Below are 21,619 nucleotides of genomic sequence, written 5' to 3'. Positions count from 1 at the left end.
GACTTGCAGTGGCTACTATAGCTCCCAGCCCCGACCACTGTTCCCTACCCGCACCAGACAACTGCGAAAGTGAGGAAGGATTTTCGACACCCCGGCCGTATCACCGGACATGACCGAACGGTACGACGTCATCGTCCTCGGCGTCGGCGGCATGGGAAGTGCGGCCGTCTCTCACCTCGCCGACCGCGGCGTCGACGTCCTCGGACTCGAACGGTATGACGTACCCCACGGATACGGCTCCTCCCACGGTATTACTCGTATCTTCCGACTCGCATACTACGAACACCCTGCTTACGTCCCCCTACTCAAGCGTGCCGACGAGTTGTGGACGGCACTTGAGGACGCCCACGACCAGCAGCTACTGCACCGCACCGGGTCGATCGACGCCGGCCCGCAGGACTGTTCGCTCGTCGAGGGTTCGAAGCGCTCCTGTGCGGAACACGACCTCGACTACGAGGTGCTCTCGAGTAGCGAACTTACGGATCGATATCCGGGCTACCAGCTTCCAGAGGACTATGAAGCGGTCTTTCAGCCTGATGGGGGGTTCCTGGTCCCCGAGGAGTGTATTGTCGCACACGTCAACCGGGCACATCAACACGGCGCAACGGTTCGCGCACGTGAACGAGTCGTCGAGTGGCAACCAACGGCTGATGATGGCGTTCGTGTCGAAACCGACTATGGCGTCTACGAGGCCGATCGGCTCGTCATCACCGCGGGTGCGTGGGCAGCGAGGTTCGTCGACGAACTGGAAGGCATTGCGATTCCCGAGCGGCAGGTCCTCGCCTGGCTCCAACCCGAGGCACCCGCTCACTTCGAGCCCGGTGCGTTCCCGGTCTGGAACTTGCAGGTCCCAGAGGGACGGTACTACGGCTTCCCGGTTTACGGCGTCCCGGGGTTCAAATTCGGCCGGTACAACCACCGCGAGGAGACCGTCGATCCAGAGGCGTTCGAACGCGAGCCGACACAGGCCGACGAGCGCCTGTTGCGCGAGTTCGCCGAGCAGTACTTCCCCGACGGTACAGGGCCGACGATGCGCCTCGAGACCTGCCTGTTCACGAACACACCGGACGACCACTTCGTGATCGACACCCTGCCAGCTCACCCGCAAGTCTCCATCGCGGCCGGCTTCTCGGGCCACGGCTTCAAGTTCGCCAGCGTGATCGGCGAGATTATGGCCGATCTGGCACTCGAGGGCGAAACAGAGCACGATATCGAGATGTTCTCGCTGGACCGGTTCTGAGTGACACAGCGGAACTCAAGTTCGGGAAGATTACTTTCGAGACAGACCAGTGCCTGTTCGGTGCCGGTATACGGAACCGAGAATACGTCCTGCATATCGCTCACTGTGTCAGGTGGGGCACCAGCGTGGGTGTCGCTTTCCCCGGTGTGTGAACGGCGAACGTCTTGTTTCCGACGACTGTGTAGACGCCGTTTGGTCCGTCGTACGGCTCGAGAACGATGTCGTCGGTGACTTCGTCCTGGTCGTGGTCTGCGCTCGAACCAAGGCTACTGACAGAGTCGGTTGGCAAGGGTACGGCTCTAGTACCGACGGCAGAAGCGACAAACAGGACGGCGACGAGTACAGTGAGTTCGACGGTTCGGGACCCGCTCATTACTGGAGACGGTGGGTGGTCTGTGCAGTCTGGTTTCGCCTCGCAGACGCTGCTCGTGTGCTATTGCTTAGTTTCGGTGTGTTCGTCAGATTTCACAGACTTGTTTGACATATCAGGTTCGTTCGGAGAGTCAGCAGTGCAAGCCGTCGGTTGTGCCCACAGTTTGACCTCCGAGACGAGTGCGTGGTCCTGCTGATAGCCGTCGATATCGTAATCGACGGTAATGTAGGTGATTTCGCGCTCCTCGACGACGTATGTCGTCGCCGTTGACTCCTCGCGGTAGCTAACGGCGTTCGTTTCAAATCGCCCTTTGCTTCCGCTTCGGCGAACTTGAGGTGATCGCCAACGTCAGGAATCACGATAGACGTTGCGTCGTAGATTGCGTCGATGAGCTCGTCGCTCTCGGATTCGTAAACGTAGAGTACAACCTGATCTGTTTTGGCACCGGTTCTCGAATCTCGTGCAACTTCGCGTGTTACTGGCATTCGTAGTACCTACCGCGTGTCCGAATATGACCGACAGAGGGTCCCAGTTGATACCGCACCAACTTCGCGACCGCCAACAGAAAGGATGTTTCTATCCCGGCCGGTTCGTATTCCGATCACAGAAATTCACATCAGCCATAACGTCATTGTAATGTGGATGTTGACTGTTTCAGTGGTGGTGCTCAACAACAGACTTCGTTTTGTAGCCACCAGTATGTTCGCCATTGACCACGGTCAGTCAGAGAAGTAACCAGTTGACTTGACGATGCAAAGCGGAGGATCTGACAACCCATATTTGTCAGATCATAGTGGGTTGGCTGTTCCTGAGAACACTCAATTGACTCAGTAGCGACAGTCCTGCAAGCTCAAGCGTAGAATCAGTACAGCAGATAATTCCAGAAGGGGAACCACAGATGATCAGGAACCGGCGTACAGTGGGTGCTCAGAGCCATGAATCAGAAACACACACCAAACTGTCTTTCCTGCAGACTCAGAAAGGCATCAGCGTCGGAGGCAGTATCTCTCGGTATCGGTATTGGTATCGGTCGAGTTCCTACAAGGCTGCTGAACGCACCCGTCCCCACCGCCGCAACTGCTCCTGATGCCAGTGCTCCCAGTCCGATTACGAACTTGCATCGTTGCATTGTTGGATTTTCCGTGTGTGTCGTCTGCACGTCACCGCCAGTGGACACCACAACACACACCGACACTGATCCTACCGCCGCAAATCCCATTGCGGGATACAATTGAATTGGGTAAATGGCATCGAGAGACTATTCTGAGAACAGTCTCACGGGTATTAACTGCTGATCCCGCAGTAAACGCAATGTAGACCAGTATTAATCGGTCACATCGCGATGCGACGAGTCGAGTACATCGAACGGGTTCGCAGCCGCTTCGAACGAGACCTGATCGAGAAGTGTCTCCGACCCGCCCTCTTCGAGTACTCTCGTATCCAGAACGATGTCGACACGTGCGGACTCACCCGGACCGAACGACGCGGCTCGTCCCGGTGCAGTGAGATCGCTCTTTCCGCCGTTCGGCCAGGCTTCCGTCGGAACGAACTGGAATACACCTTCGGGGAGCGTTTCGGTTACCTCCTTACCATCCATGAAAAGGCGTGCGTTGACAGCACCACGACCGCCCGGGCCCGAACCGTTCGTCCCCTGATAGCGGATCGTGAACGCCTCCGCAATCCGCGTCACGGCGTTCCGGTTTACGCCCTCGCCCTTCGTGACACTTCCGTCGAGTCGTACCCGAAACTGACCTGTGTCATCTTGCTCGACGAATTCGGTCGTGTTCTCGGTTGCATCCAGCGCGAGATACGCCGCTGAGTCGTCCGCAACTGTCACGGAAACCGAGCGAGTTGCGTCGACACTCGAGAACGCACCTGTTCCGAGTACGGTGCCTGTTCCTGCGGTTACTACCCCCAGTCCGAGTATAAGTGTGCGTCGTTGCATTGTTGGTATTGGTGTTGGCAATGGTGATATGATGTGGTGGGATGGTGGTATCCTGATGTGAAGCGAGTTCAAGTCCGAAACAGTAGACACCAGCCAGTATCTACTGGCTGTCCTCATCGGTTATAGTAATAGACACGAATTCTGATTTCCACGAGACGATGACTCTCTTCAAAGTGAGCCAGAAACACAGGGAGAAACAGAGACGCGCCGAATTTGTGCAACGTGTATGGAGACCTACAGCAGACAGCCAACGAGAGATAGTGCTGCCAGTCATCCACAAGTTGGGAGCTGGTTTGTAGTCGGCACTCCTGTTAGCGGAGTTAACTCCAGTTCAAGCGCAACCAAATCGTGATAGACGGGTGGATATGGCATGCAAATCGTATTTTACTATGTCACTAGGCCCCACACGACTCCGCAAAATCGAACGCGAGAGGTCAAAATGGTCGAGTCCTCCCATACAACTATCTCAATAATAACATATTAACGTCAGAATCCCTGAACAATAGGTAGTTTTATTTATAGATATGTTGACTCTCCAACTGATGCGGGGGTCTGGAATTGAGCACGCAAAGGACGTACATGTCTCACAATCGAGTCAAGATGGGCTCACCGAGGACGAACTCTTCGAGTTGCTGTCGAACCGGCGACGGCGACACATTCTCCATACGCTCATTACCGAAACCGAACAGGTCGATATCGGGACACTCTCACAGGAAATCGCCGCCGAGGAAGACGAGCTCGCGTTCGACGAAGTGTCGAGCAGCGATCGAAAACGTGTCTACACTGCACTCCAGCAATCGCACCTCCCGAAAATGGACAACGCGGGTGTACTCGAGTTCAACCGTGATCGTGGCACCGTCGAAGCCACACCCGCGCTCGAGGATATCGAGATCTATATAGACGTCGTTCGCGGGCGTGAGATTCCCTGGAGCGACTATTATCTCGGGTTGACAGGCATCATCGCCGTCGTACTCGGCGGAGCAACCCTGGGTATCGGACCGTTTACGTTCCTTCCAATGTCCGCATGGGTCGCGTTCGTGATCGTGGCACTTGGCGTCTCGGCGCTTTCGCACCGATACTATGCACGACAGAACCGACTGGGCATTGGATCGTCACCACCAGGGTCGAGTGCCGAACTCAAGTATGACGAGTCCGACTCGAAGTAGCGCCACAAAAAGAGCAGGGCAATCGGTTCGACGGAACGAGACACAGAAAGCGGCCTATGGGAAACCGACGCCAAACGTCATCCCGTCGCCGCCGAACAGCCGCAGATATCTAGCCTTTTCGTGTCCAGTCGGCATTCGTCCGAGCTATCGGTGCCGACCGGATGACGGTATCGGTCTGGACAGATGCCGAGCCGAAACCCACAATCAACAGCCCACTCAGAGATTGACTTCAAACGGTGCGAACTCGTCCGCGCGGCTCGCGAACGCACCAAGCAGCGTCGCAATCTCCTCGAGATCGTCCGTATCGATCACTTCGACGGGCGTGTGCATGTAGCGGTTCGGCACGCTGACCACCTGCGAGGGAATCGCCCCTGCCGCAGTGAAGAAACTGTCCGCGTCCGTCCCGGTTCCGCGTCCGAGCGCCTCGACTTGTAACTCGAGTTCCCGCTCGTCTGCAATCGATCGCAGCGCGTCAAAAATGGCTGGATGGTTCGTGCTACCGCGACCGAGAGCCGGGCCGCCGCCGAGTTCCATCTGGCTCGTCTTCTTGGTCGGGGCGGAAGGGTAGTCGATGGCGTGGCCGACGTCCACGACAACGACGGCGTCGGGGTCAAGGTCGAAACCAACCATCTGAGCACCCTTTCGGCCGACTTCCTCCTGAACCGTGGAGACAGCGTAGACGGTCGCCTCGGTTCCAGTTTCGACGGCCTGCCGGAAGCCTTCGGCTGCCGCCCACGTCCCGACGCGGTTGTCGAGGCCGCGACCAGCAAGGCGCGTCTCCGAGAGCCACGACACCGTCGAGGAGAACGTGATCGGATCACCGATTTCGAGGCGTTCGCGCGCTGCGTCCTCGCTTTCGGCACCGATATCGATCCAGAGATCGTCGATGTCTGCCGCTGATTCATCCTCGCGAAGGTGAATCGCGTTCTGCCCAATTACACCCTTAACGGGTTCGTCAGCGGCGTGAATCGTGACGTGTTGACCCTGCGAAACCGTCGGATCAGTCCCACCGACACGACCTGGTCTGACGAAGCCGTTGTCGTCGATCGATTTGACGAGAAAGCCAATCTCGTCGACGTGGCCGGTAAGCGCGATTTCAGGTGCATTGTCGGTGTCGGTCCCCTCGTGTACTGCAACTGCGTTCCCGTAGGCGTCCGTTCGAACCTCGTCTGCAAATTGGCTGACATAGTCGATCCAGACGCGCTGGCCGCGAGTCTCGTAACCCGATGGGGAGGGCGTCTCGAGTAGGTCCGTGAGAAAGGTTCGCGAATCGTCGTGCATAGTGCCCGGTTCGGACTGTTGTACTTTACGTCCGGTGGTTTCTGTGTCAGCACGACTAGCTAGCCTCGCCACTGTGAGATGAGTGCAGAGACTGTGGAGCCAAGGGTTCTCGGTCGTCCGCAAAAATGGAGACTAGTTGTCGAGCGGTCGAGCCGGGGACTGATTCGTGACCAGTGGCGAGCAGTCAGCGATCAGTCGTCAGCCGGCGTCGCACCGCTTGCGCCCTCTGCCTGCTCGCGCGTCCAGGCGAGCTTCCCACCGGCGGCGAGGATGTCGCGCTCGCGCTCGGAGGCGTCGAGAGTTGCGGTGAACTCGTCGTCACCAACGCGGACGGTGAACTCTTCCTGACCGCTCGTGACGGCGTCGTAGACATCGTCGACGATCTCGATCTCGTCGCCCTGGTCGATCGACTCGTAGGTGTCCTCGTCGATCGTCAGCGGGACGATACCGAAGTTGAAGAGGTTCGCGCGGTGGATCCGGGCAAAGCTCTGTGCGAGGACGGCCTCGATGCCGAGGTACATCGGACAGAGGGCTGCGTGTTCACGCGAGGAGCCCTGTCCGTAGTTCTCGCCAGCGACGAGGAAGCCGCCGTCGGCGTCGAGTGCGCGCTCGGCAAAGGTGTCGTCGACGCGCGAGAGGGTAAACTCCGAGAGCTTGGGGACGTTCGACCGGTACATCAGGATGTCCTGCGTTGCAGGGATGATGTGGTCGGTCGTGATGTTGTCCTCCATCTTGAGGAGTGCTTCACCCTCGACATCGCTGCTAAGCTGGTCGCGGATCGGCACGTCGCCGATGTTTGGACCCTTGATAAGTTCGTCGTCGACTGCTTCGTCGGGTGCGATGAGGTCCGTCTTGGAGCCGTCGTACTCTTCGGGGAGTTCGACGCCAGGGGCCTCGAGATCCTCTTTTTCTTCCTCGAGGTCGCGTGGGTCGATGATCTCGCCCTTGATCGCCGCAGCGGCGGCGACCTCTGGCGAACAGAGGTAGACGTTGTCGTCTTCGATACCCGAGCGGCCCTCGAAGTTGCGGTTGAACGTCCGCAGCGAGACGGAGTCGCTCGCTGGCACGTGGCCGATGCCGATACAGGCACCACAGGTAGCCTCGGAGAAGTTGACGCCGGCGGCCATCATCTCCGCGACCCAGCCCTCGCGGGCGAGCATCTCGGAGGCCTGCTTGGAACCGGGTGCGACGATCGTCTCGGTCTCCATCGAGGTTTCGCGGCCCTCGAGCATCTTGGCGACAGGGAGAATGTCCTCGTAGCCGCCGTTCGTACAGGAGCCGACGATGACCTGTTCGACGTCCTCGCCAGCGACTTCGCTGACCGGGACGACGTTGTCAGGCATGGACGGCTGGGCGATGAGCGGTTCGAGGTCTGAGAGGTCAACGACGATCTCGTCGTCGTACTCGGCGTCCTCGTCCGGCTGAATCTCGACGTACTCGTCACCACGACCGACGCGCTCGAGGTAGTCCTCGGTCTGGTGGTCGGTGGGGAATATCGAGGTCGTGGCACCGAGTTCGGTCCCCATGTTCGTGATCGTCATCCGCTCGGGTGCGGTGAGCGTCTCGACACCGGGGCCGGTGTATTCGAGAATCTTGCCGACGCCACCCTTCACGGAGAGACGGCGGAGCATCTCGAGGATAACGTCCTTCGCCGTTGCCCACTCGGGGAGTTCACCCTCGAGGCGGACGTTGACGATTTCCGGCATCTCGATGTAGTACGGTGCGCCACCCATCGCGACGGTGACGTCGATCCCGCCGGCACCGATGGCGAGTTCGCCGAGGCCGCCGGGGGTCGGGGTGTGGCTGTCCGAACCGAGCAGCGTCTTGCCGGGCGCTGCGAAGTTTTCGCGGTGAACGTTGTGACAGATACCGTTGCCGGGGCGAGAGAAGTGTGCGCCATATGTACCGGCTGCAGAACGGAGGAAACGGTGGTCGTCAGTGTTCTTAAAGTCGAACTGGTATGTCTGGTGGTCGCAGTACTGGGCAGCGATTTCGGTCTGGACTTCGTCCAGTCCCATCGCTTCGAACTGGAGCCAGACCATCGTCCCAGTGGTGTCCTGGGTAAGTACCTGGTCGATCTCGATCCCGATCTCCTCGCCGGTCTCGAGTTCGCCCTCGACGAGGTGGTCGTCAAGAATCTTTTCGGTGAGAGTCTGTCCCATAGCACCCGAATCTCGGGTGGCCGGCATGATAAATCCAGCGTGTTTCTATCCAGATAGACCATGTTGATTACGCCCACATACGTTATTTTCACGCAATTTTTGCAATTAGAGTGACGTTCGTCAAGGCGATCGGATACGAGCGTGAGAATCCGTTAGTCGCCCGTGACGATTACAGCCTCCGATCTCGATACTCGAGACATAGTAAGTATACGTCACATCCACGCAGTACACACAGGCGAGCCACATGAAACCAAACCGCAACCGAAAACATCAACCCAAAATCACCAACGTAGAACGTCCCAATTCACTCGAACCGAAAGGATACGCTTTTCTCCATACCACCATCTCTCCGGCATACGACCATGTTTCGCTCCGGAGCCTTCGTCGCAGACCACGTCACACCAACCGCAGACAACCAGGTCCAGCCAAACGGCGTCGACCTCACCCTTGACCTCGTCTTCGAGCAACTCGAGCCCGGTCGCATCGGCCGCGACGGAAAACAAATCGGTGACCGCGTGGCACGGCCACTCGAGGAACTCGAGCAGCGAGATCCAGATACCTACTACCTCCCGAAGGGTGCGTACGTCGCGCGGTACAACGAACGAATCGCGATCCCGGAGGGCCACATCGGCTTCGTCTACCCGCGGTCGTCGCTGATGCGCAACTCCTGTATGCTCAACACGGCGGTCTGGGACGCTGGCTACGAGGGGCGCGGCGAGGGGCTCTTACAGGTTCACCACGATGTCGAGATTGAACGCGACGCTCGCATCGCACAGCTGGTGTTCGCTGAGGCGAACCACGAAGCTGTCTACGACGGCAGCTACCAAGGAGAGAACCTCGAGTAAGGCGGTTCGCTCTCTGTCCGACGTCATGGACGAACAACGCTGGTGAACGATTGCACCAACACTGAAACCAACGCCCTGGTATTGAGCAGGCGCGACGGGAGTGAGCGAACGCAACACGTTCGCGATCTACGTCGCGTCCGTGAGATAAGCGAAGCGAACCGAACGGGCGCGACGGGATTTGAACCCGCGACATCTTGGTCCGGAACCAAGAACTCTGTCCACTGAGCTACGCGCCCTTCCCTGTTTGTAGGGCGACGACCAGCAAAGTAGTTCACGTTACGGCCAATTGCGAGCCACAGATCACGGGCCGCAAGCCACAGACAATCGATACAGCACCCGCTCACAAGATACCGGACACCAGACGCACATCCTCAATTAAATTGTAGGCTCAGTGTTGACCATGCCACCCGCACCGTCGGTGACAGCACTGTCCTCGCCGAGCGAAATCTCGACAGTCTCAGTTGCCGTGTCGTCCGTCGCTTCGACCGTCACCCGCCGACCGTGGTAGGTAAACTCGAGTCGGTCGAGTCCAGGACTCGACTCACAGAGCGAATCGAGTACGTCAGGGTCGATAACGTTGTAGAGCGGCTCGAGTTCAATCGGATCCGCGCCGTCAACGCGGGCGATGAGGTCGACGACGGCCATGCTCGGTCGTTGTTCAGTGACTGCAACAGAGACTGACTGCGCGCTGTGCGAGTTCATAACTGATGATGTGGGTACCAGTGGTAAAGAAAATGACCCAATATTTCAGTCGTAGTAGTCACGAGAGAATAAGTGTCGGGTGTCGCGTCCCGTTCTGGAATGGAACTCCCGAGACTACGATTATGAGTGGATAGCGGCGACGGTGGCATAATTCTTCCGGTGTTCTGCGATGGTGCCACAGCTGGTTCGAACAGGTGCACGGACGCAATTTCGGGATTTGCTGTCAGTGTAGCGCTTCGAGAGCGAATTTTTGAACGGCGATTGTACAGGAGTTAGAAACCACTCAGGACGGAGTATAGACAAATGCCAAAGAAAACAGAGACTCCGAATCAGTCGCGGCGCTGAACCTCGTGACGACCAAAGCCGTACCGCAGTCGGTTCGCAAGACGGCGTGAGAACCGGCCGTCGTCAGCCCGCGAGCCGAACCGCTCGGAAAGGGCAGTGTAGATCAGCGGCAACGGTACCTCCTGCTCGAGTGCCTCTTGGACTGTCCAGGTACCCGTGGAGCCCCCCTCTACCTGGTCGGCAACGTCTCCAAGATCGCTTCCCTCTTCGCGGAAGGCCTCCTCACAGAGTTCAAGGAGCCACGAACGAATCACCGCGCCGTTGTTCCAGACCGAGGCGACGTCTTTGAGGTCGAGATCGTACCGCCCCTCGTGGAGCAGCTCGAACCCCTCGCCGTAGGTCTGCATGAGCGCGTACTCAACGCCGTTGTGGACCATCTTCACGTAGTGGCCGGAGCCCGCAGGACCCATTCGCTCGTGACCATCGGGACCGGTCGCAACAGCGTCGAAGACGGGCGTGAGTTCGTCGTAGGCCCAGGCCGGTCCACCAATCATGAGCGAGAAACCGAATTCTGCGCCGGCAGGACCACCGGAGGTACCACAGTCGAGATACGCCGCAGAGCAGGCCTCCGCACGGCGAACGGAATCCTCGAAGTAGGAGTTGCCACCATCCACAACCACATCGTCGTCCGTGAGATGGGGGTCGAGCTCGTCGAGCGTCGCGTCAACCGCCTCGCCGGCAGGGACCATCAGCCAGATGCGTTTCTCGTCACCGAGTCGGTCCGCGAGGTCCGCGACGGAGTCCGCCGGTTCGGCACCGGCGTCAGCAGCCGTTGCGACCGCCTCCGGGTTGAGGTCGAAGGCAACGACATCGTGACCTGCATCGAGGACACGGTCGACGACGATCTGTCCCATACGTCCGAGTCCGATAACTCCCAGTTGCATAGCGGTCGGTCCGCGGCGGAGCGAGGTAGTGGTTGTGATTTCCCAGCCAGACGACTCGTGTCGTGGTGGATACGCTGTCGGCGATTGTCGGTTGTCTCTGAAAGAGCAAGAAGCGAGCAGCGCAGTCAGAGACTGTCAGCGCCAGTGCCGTCGTCCATCGGGTTCGTGCTGGCAGGGAGAATCGAGTGCGAGTAGAGTTCGAATACGAACGTCCGTACTCGAGTACCCGTGTGATTGTGCGACTGGCCTACTGGAGTGGTTCTTCGAGGCGAGCCCAGCCAATCGCATCGAGGACGACGATGCGGTTGTCGTACTGGACGTAGACGCCGTTGTACTCGCCGTCGGTGCCCTGGTAGTAAGGGAGTGATTCGCGGATGGCGTCGACGATGGACCAGGCACCGTCGCGCTCCAGGGTGACGTGCTCCCACTCCTCGCAAGCGTCGTGGCGGACTGCGCGTGCAATTGCTCGTCGGGCACCGGGGATATCGTCGAGTCGGCGCGAGGAGATATCGACGACGGTCGCACCGGCAGGTACCGACGAGGGGTGGATGATACGCGCACCGAGGTTCGCCTTGGATCGGGCAGCGGACTCCTCAGAACGGGTCGAACTGAGTACGTAACCGGCAACGGCGGCTGTTCCGACCGCGAGAACAGAGAGTGCCATACCTTTCCCCCTGAACATCATGAGAGTACCTTACAGTAACTGACTAAGTATCTTTCGCAAGAATGTTGCTTGCCGCCCGAGTAGTGGTACAAAAAAGGATGCTTGCACGTCCCGGGAAACAGATGAGAGAGGGTATCGAAGGAAACAGCCTACAGCGGCAGCGACATCGAAAGGTTTGTCGTGATTGCGCCAGCGACGACGAGCAGTGCGATGGCGACGACAGCAGCGAGTCGGTACAGGCCAAGCGCGTTTGCCGCGGGTTCGCGAAGCTTCTTTCCGTTGAGACCGCTTTCGAGTCGCTTCGAGCCGATCTCGACGAGCGCAGCGAGGAGCAACCAGAGGCCGACCATCGCGAGGACGAGCTGACCATCGATCGAACCGAACAGTTTCTCAGACGTGTATCGGGTAGCTGCCAGGTGACTGCCCGTGAGTAACAGGACGAGCGCGCTCACGCGCGAGATCGTCGTTAGTTTACTCGAGATGACTTCGAGTGGTGCCGTCGAGTTGAACTCGCCGTCGCGGGCGAGGGGCAACACGACGAACGCCACGTAGAAGACGCTTCCCGCCCAGATCGCGGCGAAGATGAGATGCAGCGTCTGCGTAACGAACGTCTCGACCATGTCACAGTCTTGGAGACTGATGGTATCAGCGTTCCGACTCCGAAGCGATAATGTGAACAAGTGTCATGGAGACGTCGCTAATAGCGTGGTGAAGCTGCAGGGCGATTCGCCGTTGGTGTCGACCTACTCGAGCCACTCCCACTCAGCGGTCCAGTGGATCAGCCGGCGGCGAAGGAGCGCGTAGATGAGTGAGACGGTGAGGCCGCCGAGAATTACCGCGGTCACCCACCCGTTGAAGACGAGTAGCGCTGGAACGGCGAGGACGGTGGCCAGCATTGCGTCTTCGGGTGCACCGTCGTAGCGGATCCACCGTCGGGGACGAATCCAGCGCCCCCGGACGTGGTCGTAGACGGCTCGTTCCGTGCGGTTTTGCCAGGGGTCCATCTCGGGGCCACCGCCGAGTGCGTCGCTGGCGGCGTGGAACCAGGCTGCGGCGACGAACGCGGCGAGACTGGCGGTTACAGCAACTGGGTGAGAGCGCCACAATTGCAATCGCACCGAGGACAGCAGCCACGCCGGCAACCGGAAAATGAAACGTCCGCCGGTGGGTAAACGGTAGGTCGAGATCCGGAGCGATTCCGCCAGCGATCGCGCCGACTGCGAGCGGTCCAGACAGTTCCGGGGAAAGATACGCGACTGGAGAGACGAGTGCGAGGCCAGCGAAGACGTGGGTCGTCGCCATCATCGGAGGGGATCACCGGCCATACTCGACGTTCGGTGTAGAGATCCAAAAGCACTCGTTCGCCGGCAGTTCGGCCTGCAGGGTCGTTCGTGTGAACGCGAAGCTGGAGGGAGAACAGAGTATCGCCGGAGTGTCGCCGTCACACGGGATTACAAAGCGCCCACACGTCCGCGGTCGGCTCGAGTCGGTGGGGTTCTGCACCCCGACTCGTCAGAATCCCCGTGTGGTACAACATTGCCTTGAGTTGGAACACCGTCGGCGCGTGGTAGACCCCACCGTCTGTCAGTGCCTCGGGCTGAAGAGTCCCATTCTCGGTCAACACCCGCCGCCGCACGGCCTCGTCGCCGCGAATGAACAACTCGATGGCGAACGTCGGATGCAATTCGTGACCGTGTGTCACGAGATCGACGAGCGTGGGTTCCGTGTTCCAGTCGTCGTGCATCGTCTGCAACTCGCCAACGAGCAGTTCTGTTGCGGGGTACTGGAAGACGACACGGCGAGCCAGCCGCCCCCACGCTGGCGCGAGATCGACGAACCGTTTTCGCGAGCGGTACCACTCCTGAAACTCCGCGAGTGCCGCCTCGACTGACCCACAGTGGGCCTTCGCGAATCGAACGACTTCCTCACCGAGCGACGTGAGCGCGACGCGCTCGCGGTCCTCGATCAGCCCAAGGAACGCCGCTCCGCGTCTGGCGTCGTCGACGGCACTGACCACGTCGTACTTGGCGAGAAGCGTCGCCGTGTCGCCATCAGCGTAGTGCGCCAGCGGATAGCCGAGGTAGTTCTTCGGGTGGTTCAGGCCGAACGACCTGTCTGCGACGCCCTGCGCGCTCGCCTGGAATCGCAGCGCCGAGGCTTCTGTCGTCGTTCGGTTGCCCACTAGTCGGGGCCGCTCAAGTACCGCCACGTCGCCGCCGGCCTCGACACCGAGGACGCCGACATTCAGTTCCCGAGCGAGCGTCCGGTCAGTGCTCGTAATCGCCCTCGCTGGTGCCGCGATGTACGCCGCGTTCGCTTCGTGGAGGCGGTCGTAGGCCTGCATGATGGCGCATTCGGTGTCGACGCCGTTGCTCGTACCCGTGCTCGTGTAGCCCTTGGCCTCGACAGCAACCAACGGCGGCTCCTCGCCAAGACGGTCGACCGCGAGCAGATCGGACTCGAGTACCTGTACGCCGACGAGGTCGGGAAACCCACCACCGATTTCGACGTGGTTGAACGGGGCCAGACAGTCACGGACGGCAGGATCGATGGGGTGGCCGGGGAGCCATTCCTCCTGGGAGAACTGCGTGTCGGCGACAACGTAGGACCGGTCAGAAGCGGGGAAGAGTCGCCGCTTGGTGTGGGCGAGGACCTGCGGTTCCGAGAGCGGTCTGGCCGCACTGCTCATGACCCTGCATTGGTGACGGGGTGCAATAATGTTCTGGCGACGGCCAAGTGATGGTGGCAATGATTAGCCACGTACAGTGCAGGAGACCGGAACTATCAGCGACGATCAGACACAGTACAGGTTAGTGACTGGCCGACAAGTATTACGCATGGAGACACCGACACTCGTCTACGACGACGATTGCGGTTTTTGTACCTGGTGGGCGACCTATCTCACCTCCCGGTCATCGATCCGACTCGTCGGGTTCAGTGAGCTCGATCACACGCCCGAGCTACGAGCGGCGTTACCGGATCAGTACGAGGACTGTTCCCACCTGGTCACCGAGGACGGCGTTCACTCCTGCGGCGAGTCGATCGAACAGACGTTTCTACACGCGGAGATCGGCGGCCCGGCTCACGATGTCGTCCGGTTCGTCCACCACTTCGAAGAGTACCAACAGGTGCGAGACCACGGGTACGAGTGGGTTGCGAACAACCGGGGTCTACTCGGGAACTACCTCTCGAAGACGCCGCCAGCTCGGGCGGACGGACAAGCCGGTGAGTGACGAGCAAGGAATAAGGAGTGGTGAGTAGCGTATAACAGCTGCTGGGGTAGTGCCAGCTCGTGTGCTCTGCCCCAGCGAAGAATATTCGACGCCGTGGTGTCTGCGCTCACCCATGACCGATACACTCTATCTCGAGGACTCTGGACAGACACAGTTCGCGGCGACTGTCGACCGCATCGCCGGCGATCGCGTCGTACTCGACCAAACGGCGTTCCTACCCCCAAGGCGGCGGTCAACCAGCCGACACCGGCCGCCTCAGACTCGAGGACGGTACTGAATCGTGGTCCGTCACCGGCGTTCAAAAGAAGGATACCATCTACCACCACCTCGAACTCGAGAACGGCGCGGAACCGCCCGCCGCGGGAACGACAGTCGTCGGCGAACTCGACGCTGACCGCCGCCGTGCACACAACCGCTACCACACCGCCCAACATCTGCTCTCGGCGGTACTGCTCGAGGAGTTCGACGCCCAGACGACGGGCAACCAGCTTTACGCCGACCGCGCGCGGCTCGATTGCGCGTACGAGCGATTCGAGGACGCCGACCTCGAGCGACTCGAACGACGGCTAAACGACCTCGTCGACGACGAACTTCCGGTCAGGTGGGACACCCTCGACCGCGAAAATGCTGAAGCGCGACTCGATCTAGACCGAACGCGACTCCACCTCCTGCCGGAGTCGGTCACCGAGGTCCGAATCGTCCAGATCGGAACCGACGACGCCGTCATCGACCGCACTGCCTGTGCCGGAACACACGTCGAGAACACGGCCGAAATCGGCTGTATCGAGGTAACAGGGCGTGAAACCCGCGGTCCCGACAAGGAACGAGTCCGGTTCCAACTCGGTTCCGATCCGAGAGAGTAACAATTTCTTGGCAGTCGGCCACGAACAGCGCGCATGGAACATGTCTCGATCACCGACATCGAGCCAACACCGTACGACGACCTCCACGCCGATCGGCGCGAACTCGCGACCCCACTCGGCACCGACCATCTTGCGATCACACACTACGTACTCGAGTCCGGCGAGCGATTCAGCGGATCGGTTCACGCGCATATGGATCAGGAGGAGGTGTTCGTCGTCCTCGAAGGGGAGGTGACGTTCGAGGTTGCACGAGTGGGTGGAGAGCAGGACGAGCCGAGCGAGCAGAATGAGCAGGAGGGAGTGGAACTCACCGTTTCCGAACGGGAAGCAATTCGCTTCGCACCCGGCGAGTTCCAGTCCGGGCGAAACGACGGCGACGAGCGGGTCGTCGCGCTCGCACTCGGGGCACCGCGGGACAGCGACGACGTTCGAATTACGCGGATTCCGGTGCTCAACGACAGGGATGTCTCGTGTCCGGACTGCGACCACGACCACCTGCGAATCGGGCGCGAGGGCGAGGCCGAACTGGTCTGTCCGGAGTGTGGTGCAGGAGTCGAGATTGAGGATCAAGATTGAAGACTGAGTTTCCCCTGAATCCGGCTGCTATGCGCGTCCGGTAGCTGACCAGGCGCGCTCGGTAGCCGACCAGCAACGGCTTATGGCCGCCATCTACGGTCGCGACGTATCGCCTCACGCTACGGCCGCAGTGTCCACCCCGCGAGCACGACGACCAGCCCGCCCGCCGCGAGCAGCCCGAATCCGGGGACGAACGAGCCGGTCGCATCCCGAAGCGCACCGATTACGACCGGCCCGAAGAAGCCGCCGATCTCGCCGACCGCGAAGATGAAGCCGACCGCGGTTCCGGCCAGTCTGGCACCGATGCCCTCGAGTTCGGGCGGAATCGCGCGGACCAGCGGCGAGACGCCGCCGGTGCCGACGCCGGCAACGACGATACCGAGAATCGCCAGCGCACCGGTGGTGCCTGCGATGAGGAGTCCGACGCCGACGAAGGCGGTCGTTCCGCACGTCATCAGCGCCTGTCGCCGCGCGTCGAATCGGTCCGTCAGTTCTGGAACCGCGAGGACACCGCCGACGTAGGCGACGACGAACAGGCTCGTCGCCTGGCCCGCGCGGCCGGCCGACGACGAAGACGAGTGCGGAGCCGGCAGAGGCACCGACGAGGTAGAGTGAGGATGGCCGGTTTTACCGGGCGGGAAGAGAACGCCGACGAGTTTCGGGAGACCGAACGTGATCGCAGTCGCGCCGACACCGAGCAGAAGCGTCCAGGCGAGCAGCGAGGGAAAGCCAGTGGCGACGCTGCGGCCGATCTGGGCGACACCGTAGCAGAGGACGCCGGCCGCGAGGCTGCGACCGGGGCCGATGCGGTCCCGAAAACAGCGCGAGCGGGACGATTCTCGAGTCGCTGTGTCCGTCAGTATCGCCGAGTACTACGCCGAGAGCAGCGACCGCCACGAATTCGCCGCGATGAGTCCCGCAGTCCCCACGACGCCGATCGTCGTGAATAGCGGGTTCAACACACCCATAACTGCGAGCGGGAGCACGAGCGCGTTGTAGCCGAACGCAAGCACCAGGTTCTGGTACACCCGACGACGGGCAGCCCGGGCGAGCGCGAACGCCCGCTCGACGCCCGCGAGGTCGTCGTCGACGATGGCGAGGTCGGCCGCGTCGGCGGCCAGTGCCGTCCCGCTGCCGAGCGAAATACCCAGGTCGCACGCAGCGAGCGCCGGTGCGTCGTTCGTTCCGTCACCGACCATTGCGACGCGGTTCTCCTCGCAGAGCCGACGAATCGCGGCAGTCTTGCCATCGGGCGGGACACCTGCGAAGACGTGGCTCACGTCCGGGTGGTCCGCGAACGACGACGCCGCGTTCCCCTCGTCACCGGTGAGAACAACGACCTCGATGCCGTTCGCCGCAAGCGCCGTGATCGTCTCCTCCCACTCTGCTCGTGCCTCGTCGCCGATGACAATAATACCCTCCGCACAACCGTTCCGACCGACGAGCACCGGCAACCGTCCCGCTGATCGGGCCGACGCTGCGCGATGCTCGAGTGAGTCGGGACAGTCCCACCCGCGGGCTGCGAACAGGTCCGGGTGGCCGACGAGCACGCGATGCCCGTCGACGAGTCCCGAGACGCCGCGCTCGTGTGCAGTGAACTCATCGATGCGATCGACGGCGGAATTGTCCGTAGCCGTCTCGGAATCGGTGTTCGCACCGCCGTCGGCGTTGTCGGCGTCGTCGGCATTCGGTGACGCGGTGCCGCCGTCAGATCGAACCGATCCCGACCCCGCAAAGGCATCCGCAATCGCCTCCGCCACCGGGTGTGCACTACGGTACTCGAGTACCCCCGCTGCCTGCAACAAATCAGCCGGCGCGTCGGCCTCGAGGACGCGCATCTCGCCGGTGGTGAGGGTGCCGGTTTTGTCGAAGACGACGACATCGATGCTTCGGAGGCGTTCGAAGACGGTTTCGTCGAAGACGATGATGCCGTGGGCCATCGCCTCGCGGATGCTCGCGGCGACGGAGCAGGGGGTGGCAAAGCCGAGCGCCCACGGGCTGGCAACGATGATCGTCAGGAGCGTCGCCAGTGTGACTGTCGTGTAGTCGCCGCCCTGTACGATAGTTGCGACGGCGACCAGCCCGGCGGCTGCGAGGACGAACGGGAACGCAAGTGCTGCGAGGTCGTCTGCGCGGCGCTGGAGGCCGTGGGCCGCACTCTGGAGGTTCCAGACGACCTGTGTGAGTCTGTCGATGCTGCTCGTTGGTTGTTCGCCGACGGCGACGACGGCGGCGTTGTCCAGCACGACGGAGCCGCCAACGACCTCTTCGTCGGCCGTTTTCGTGACGGGCAGGGATTCGCCGGTGATGACTGCCTCGTCGACTCGACAGGTGCCAGACGTGAGCGTTCCGTCGACGGGGATGCGCTCGCCTGCCCGGACGAGGACGCGGTCGTCAGGTGAGAGATCGTCGACGGGGATCGAACGGGTGTCCGTCGCGTCGTCATCGGTAGGCGGCGCGCTCGTTTCATCGTTCAGGGGACGCTGTTCGGGATCGTACAGTCGCGCCGTCGATACCTGCGAAATCGTGAGGTCCGTGAGCCGGTCCATCGCCCGGCGCTTGCCCATTGCCTCGGCGAAGAACGCGGCCATGACGAGCGCGGCGACGAGCACAGTGAGGTCGTAGTAGATGTCGTTCCGGCCAGCGAAGATGGCGATGGTCCCGTAACAGAACGCAGCGCCGACGGTGAGGGCCGCGAGCAGATGTGTGCTCGCCCGGCGGCATCGGAGGCTGATGTAGGCCCCGCGAAGCAACGGCATCCCGGCAAGGTAGAGCACGGCACCGGTGACGGTGAAAAACAGCGGCAAGATCACCGTCCCGTCGAACCGCTGGAACGCCTCCTCGTAGAGTGCGAGGGAACTCCAGTCGACGACGCCGGCGAGATACGTCGGATACAGCAGTGCGACGTAGGGCACGAGTAGGAACGAACCGAAGACGATGCCGACGATGTACCGAATCTCGATCATGTCCTCCGCGCGGCGCTTTCGGATACCGGTCATCTCGCGCGAGCGCTGGGTGCCGCCGGTCGACTCGACGACGGCACTGGTACTGGTACTGGTACTGGTACTGGTACTGGTACTGGTACTGGTGGCGGCCTCTACGTCTGGCTCAGACTGCGACCCTGTCGGTGCCGTTTCTTTGGTCCTCCCCATTGCCTCCTCGCGACGGTACGCCGTGTAGCCGGTTCGCGTCAGGACCGACTCGAGTTCGGCTGCAGAAATCCGGTCGGGATCGTGATCGACGCGGACGGTTTCGGTGACGTAACTCGCTGTGGCCTCGCAGACGCCGGGCGTGGATTCGGCGACGTACTCGAGGTAGGATTCACAGAGTGCGGCGTGCATGCCGTCGATACGGAAGAAGCTGCGAGCGTAGGGGTTGGGTGCGGTATCTGTCTGCGTTTGTGGGGGTGTGTCCGCATCGGCCTTTGTATGTGTCTCTGTGTCCGTGTTTGTCGTCGTCTCTGTCTCTAACTCCGCACCCGACTCCGAAGCATCGACCGGCGATCCGAGCGCGGCCGCGACATCTCGGCAGCCGCGAGAGCAAAACGACTCCTCGTTCTGGGAGAGACGACTGGTGTCGCTAGTGTTCGCGGACTCGAAGACGGGATCCTTGCCGTCACCAAGCGCGGCTCCACACAGCGAGCAGTGATCGTCTCCCGAGCGCGATCGCCAGTCAGGAGTCACAGGCGAGTGTGATCCGCCGAGTCAAATAACGGTACGCACGCGCCCGACGCGTGATAGGTCGGATGCTGATAGCAGTTCGACGCTTCATATTGTATCCGGACCGACGTTACAGGTGCTTTCCTCGAATTACCGTAGCGACTGCGCCGCGTTCAACAGATCTCGAACGAATGGACGTGGGTCCTTCCAACTGAGATAATCGAACCGCGGTTCCACAACAATGGACCGGGTAATATCTTGCAACGCCGCCGAAAACCGTGGCTTCTCCACCAGCGGCACGTCCGCCGTCAGGATCGAATGGAGGTGCAACAGCTCCCCTCGGAGGAGATGGCCACCGATCCCGACCTCGTAGCTGTGGTCGATCCGCTCGTCCTCACCCGTCGCGAGCAACCAGTAGTAGTACGGAAAATCCGCCCCCGTCTGTACCGTAAACGGCAACGACGACCAGAACCGCGGATTGATCTCCATCAGCTTGAACTCGCCCGTCTCCTCGTCGCGCAGAAACTCCACCATCGCCAGCCCGTGCCACTCGAGTGCATCGAGTAGATTCCGGCCGGCCGTCTCGAGTGCGGGAATCCGAACCGACTCGCGGTAGGAACTTGGGCCGCCGGCGTAGCTGTACCCTCGGCGCTGGCGGTGCTGGAAGGTCACAACCGGCTCACCGCGGTCGTACAGCGCGAAGAAGCCGTATTCGTCGCTCGTCGGGACGTACTCCTGGACGATCGGGGTGTGTCCCATCTCGGTGCGGAGAGACTCGAGTACCGAGGCCGTGATGTCGGCGGTGTTCTCATCGCGATCGGCATCATCGCCTGCCAATGGCGAGGGGGACGCTGCGCTGGTCCCGCCGTCGGTATCGAGGTGATCGTGTGAGTAGTCGGTGTTGGCAGCGGATGGACGCGCGGAACTGGTGGTCGCCGTCGCGGTCAGTGTATTGGCACGAACGTTGTCAGCCTCGCCGTCGCAAACAGGGTCGGCCGTCGGAGAATCAGTGGCGCTGTCGTCGCCAGCTAATGGTGACCCGGTCGCACTGTTCTCGGGAGTGGTTCTCCCGCTCGCCGGTGCGATGTCGATCTGCTTGGATCCGTCAAGATTGAACTCGAGGTAGCGAGTCGACGGCGGTGCGAGACAGGTTTCGGGACCGTATCGGTCAACGTACTCGGCTGTAAGAATCGAATACCGCGGTTTGACGATCCACTGTCGATTCGGATCAGGAACGGCCGTACACAGCGTCGTCTCGGGGATCGACACGCCCGCCTCCGCCGCAGTGTCGAAGAGTTCGATACGATCCTGTACCCGTGCGAGCGTCTGCAGGTCGGGCCAGGGCGTTCCGATGTGGTCGGCAAACTCGTCACGATAGGCTGCAAGGATGTAGACGTCCGGCTCGCGCACGGGAACGATCGTTTGCACGTCGGGGCGTTTCGCGAGCGACAGCAACGCGTCCTTGTACGCGAGCAGGTTCTCGTGTGGTGATGGGACGATGACCGCCTCGTCACAGTAGCGCGATCGGAACGACGGCGTCTGCTCGTCGCTCGAGACGACGATTGTCCGAATTCCCTGTCTCGCGAACGAGCGGAGACACGCGAGCGAACTCGGCGCGGTGATCCCCGGCACGACGACAGACTTGCGCCCACCCCAGACGTTCGGTTCCATAGCGACCGGT

The 21,619-nt window shown here is 61.0% G+C and carries 18 protein-coding genes, 1 tRNA gene and 2 pseudogenes; 7 read left to right on the top strand and 14 right to left on the bottom strand.

What is annotated here, in order from left to right:
* Positions 1-109 precede the first annotated feature (109 nt).
* Positions 110-1,240 (top strand): N-methyl-L-tryptophan oxidase, encoded by a 1,131-nt coding sequence (solA, locus tag C482_RS06820; RefSeq protein ID WP_006166787.1) that lies wholly within the window; start codon positions 110-112, stop codon positions 1,238-1,240.
* A 100-nt stretch (positions 1,241-1,340) separates the two neighbouring features.
* Here the strand turns inward: solA and C482_RS06815 are convergent, their stop codons facing one another.
* Both C482_RS06815 and C482_RS06810 read right to left on the bottom strand, forming a co-directional pair.
* Positions 1,341-1,613, bottom strand: coding sequence for a hypothetical protein (locus tag C482_RS06815; protein WP_006166786.1), 273 nt, complete (start codon positions 1,611-1,613; stop codon positions 1,341-1,343).
* A gap of 1,324 nt (positions 1,614-2,937) precedes the next feature.
* A complete protein-coding gene (locus tag C482_RS06810; protein ID WP_006166785.1) occupies positions 2,938-3,558 on the bottom strand; it encodes a hypothetical protein in 621 nt (206 codons plus the stop codon).
* A 542-nt stretch (positions 3,559-4,100) separates the two neighbouring features.
* On the opposite strand from C482_RS06810, the gene C482_RS06805 reads away from it, so the two are divergent.
* Positions 4,101-4,724 (top strand): DUF7344 domain-containing protein, encoded by a 624-nt coding sequence (locus tag C482_RS06805; protein WP_006166784.1) that lies wholly within the window; start codon positions 4,101-4,103, stop codon positions 4,722-4,724.
* Between the two features lie 216 nt (positions 4,725-4,940).
* Here C482_RS06805 and C482_RS06800 read toward each other — a convergent pair whose 3' ends face one another.
* Positions 4,941-6,005, bottom strand: a complete 1,065-nt coding sequence (locus tag C482_RS06800; protein ID WP_006166783.1) for a M20/M25/M40 family metallo-hydrolase — start codon at positions 6,003-6,005, stop codon at positions 4,941-4,943.
* 191 nt (positions 6,006-6,196) lie between these two features.
* Positions 6,197-8,167: an aconitate hydratase gene (locus C482_RS06795; protein WP_006166782.1), complete on the bottom strand. Its 1,971-nt coding sequence runs from the start codon at positions 8,165-8,167 to the stop codon at positions 6,197-6,199.
* Between the two features lie 362 nt (positions 8,168-8,529).
* Here C482_RS06795 and C482_RS06790 point away from each other — a divergent pair, with 362 nt between their 5' ends.
* Entirely contained in the window at positions 8,530-9,012 is a 483-nt protein-coding gene (locus C482_RS06790) for a deoxyuridine 5'-triphosphate nucleotidohydrolase (RefSeq protein WP_006166781.1), read from the top strand.
* Positions 9,013-9,175: 163 nt separating this feature from the next.
* Here the strand turns inward: C482_RS06790 and C482_RS06785 are convergent.
* The 7 genes and pseudogenes from C482_RS06785 to C482_RS06755 all read right to left on the bottom strand — a co-directional run bounded on the left by C482_RS06785 (position 9,176) and on the right by C482_RS06755 (position 14,296).
* A tRNA-Arg gene (locus C482_RS06785) sits at positions 9,176-9,248 on the bottom strand.
* A gap of 139 nt (positions 9,249-9,387) precedes the next feature.
* The gene (locus tag C482_RS06780; RefSeq protein ID WP_275039623.1) at positions 9,388-9,714 is read right to left on the bottom strand and encodes a HalOD1 output domain-containing protein; all 327 of its coding nucleotides are present in this window, start codon (positions 9,712-9,714) and stop codon (positions 9,388-9,390) included.
* Positions 9,715-10,043: 329 nt separating this feature from the next.
* The gene (gnd, locus tag C482_RS06775) at positions 10,044-10,943 is read right to left on the bottom strand and encodes a phosphogluconate dehydrogenase (NAD(+)-dependent, decarboxylating) (RefSeq protein WP_006166779.1); all 900 of its coding nucleotides are present in this window, start codon (positions 10,941-10,943) and stop codon (positions 10,044-10,046) included.
* A gap of 247 nt (positions 10,944-11,190) precedes the next feature.
* The gene (locus tag C482_RS06770) at positions 11,191-11,607 is read right to left on the bottom strand and encodes a hypothetical protein (RefSeq protein WP_006166778.1); all 417 of its coding nucleotides are present in this window, start codon (positions 11,605-11,607) and stop codon (positions 11,191-11,193) included.
* A 149-nt stretch (positions 11,608-11,756) separates the two neighbouring features.
* Positions 11,757-12,227, bottom strand: coding sequence for a hypothetical protein (locus C482_RS06765; RefSeq protein WP_006166777.1), 471 nt, complete (start codon positions 12,225-12,227; stop codon positions 11,757-11,759).
* 123 nt (positions 12,228-12,350) lie between these two features.
* Positions 12,351-12,909 (bottom strand): annotated as a pseudogene (locus tag C482_RS06760) (metal-dependent hydrolase).
* A 139-nt stretch (positions 12,910-13,048) separates the two neighbouring features.
* The gene (locus C482_RS06755) at positions 13,049-14,296 is read right to left on the bottom strand and encodes a hypothetical protein (RefSeq protein ID WP_006166775.1); all 1,248 of its coding nucleotides are present in this window, start codon (positions 14,294-14,296) and stop codon (positions 13,049-13,051) included.
* Between the two features lie 148 nt (positions 14,297-14,444).
* Here C482_RS06755 and C482_RS06750 point away from each other — a divergent pair, with 148 nt between their 5' ends.
* The 3 genes and pseudogenes from C482_RS06750 (at position 14,445) to C482_RS06740 (ending at position 16,279) form a co-directional block, all read left to right on the top strand.
* On the top strand, positions 14,445-14,840 hold the full coding sequence (locus tag C482_RS06750) for a DCC1-like thiol-disulfide oxidoreductase family protein (RefSeq protein ID WP_006166774.1): 396 nt from the start codon (positions 14,445-14,447) through the stop codon (positions 14,838-14,840).
* A 112-nt stretch (positions 14,841-14,952) separates the two neighbouring features.
* A pseudogene (locus C482_RS22715) lies at positions 14,953-15,703 on the top strand (alanyl-tRNA editing protein).
* A gap of 33 nt (positions 15,704-15,736) precedes the next feature.
* Positions 15,737-16,279 (top strand): cupin domain-containing protein, encoded by a 543-nt coding sequence (locus tag C482_RS06740; RefSeq protein WP_006166771.1) that lies wholly within the window; start codon positions 15,737-15,739, stop codon positions 16,277-16,279.
* Between the two features lie 119 nt (positions 16,280-16,398).
* Here the strand turns inward: C482_RS06740 and C482_RS06735 are convergent, their stop codons facing one another.
* On the bottom strand, positions 16,399-16,878 hold the full coding sequence (locus tag C482_RS06735; RefSeq protein WP_006166770.1) for an MFS transporter: 480 nt from the start codon (positions 16,876-16,878) through the stop codon (positions 16,399-16,401).
* Positions 16,879-16,896: 18 nt separating this feature from the next.
* Here C482_RS06735 and C482_RS22840 point away from each other — a divergent pair, with 18 nt between their 5' ends.
* Entirely contained in the window at positions 16,897-17,229 is a 333-nt protein-coding gene (locus tag C482_RS22840; RefSeq protein WP_006166769.1) for a hypothetical protein, read from the top strand.
* On the opposite strand, the gene C482_RS06725 is transcribed toward C482_RS22840, so the two are convergent.
* Complete coding sequence (locus C482_RS06725; RefSeq protein WP_006166768.1) at positions 17,152-19,962, bottom strand: heavy metal translocating P-type ATPase; 2,811 nt, start codon at positions 19,960-19,962, stop codon at positions 17,152-17,154. The genes C482_RS22840 and C482_RS06725 overlap by 78 nt on opposite strands.
* A gap of 126 nt (positions 19,963-20,088) precedes the next feature.
* On the bottom strand, positions 20,089-21,609 hold the full coding sequence (locus C482_RS06720) for a carboxylate--amine ligase (protein ID WP_006166767.1): 1,521 nt from the start codon (positions 21,607-21,609) through the stop codon (positions 20,089-20,091).
* Between the last annotated feature and the right edge of the window lie 10 nt (positions 21,610-21,619).

The sequence above is a fragment of the Natrialba chahannaoensis JCM 10990 genome, assembly GCF_000337135.1.
GTDB classification, from domain to species: Archaea; Halobacteriota; Halobacteria; order Halobacteriales; family Natrialbaceae; genus Natrialba; species Natrialba chahannaoensis.
Note: the sequence above shows the minus strand (reverse complement) of the source record. Positions and strands in the feature narration are given on the sequence as shown.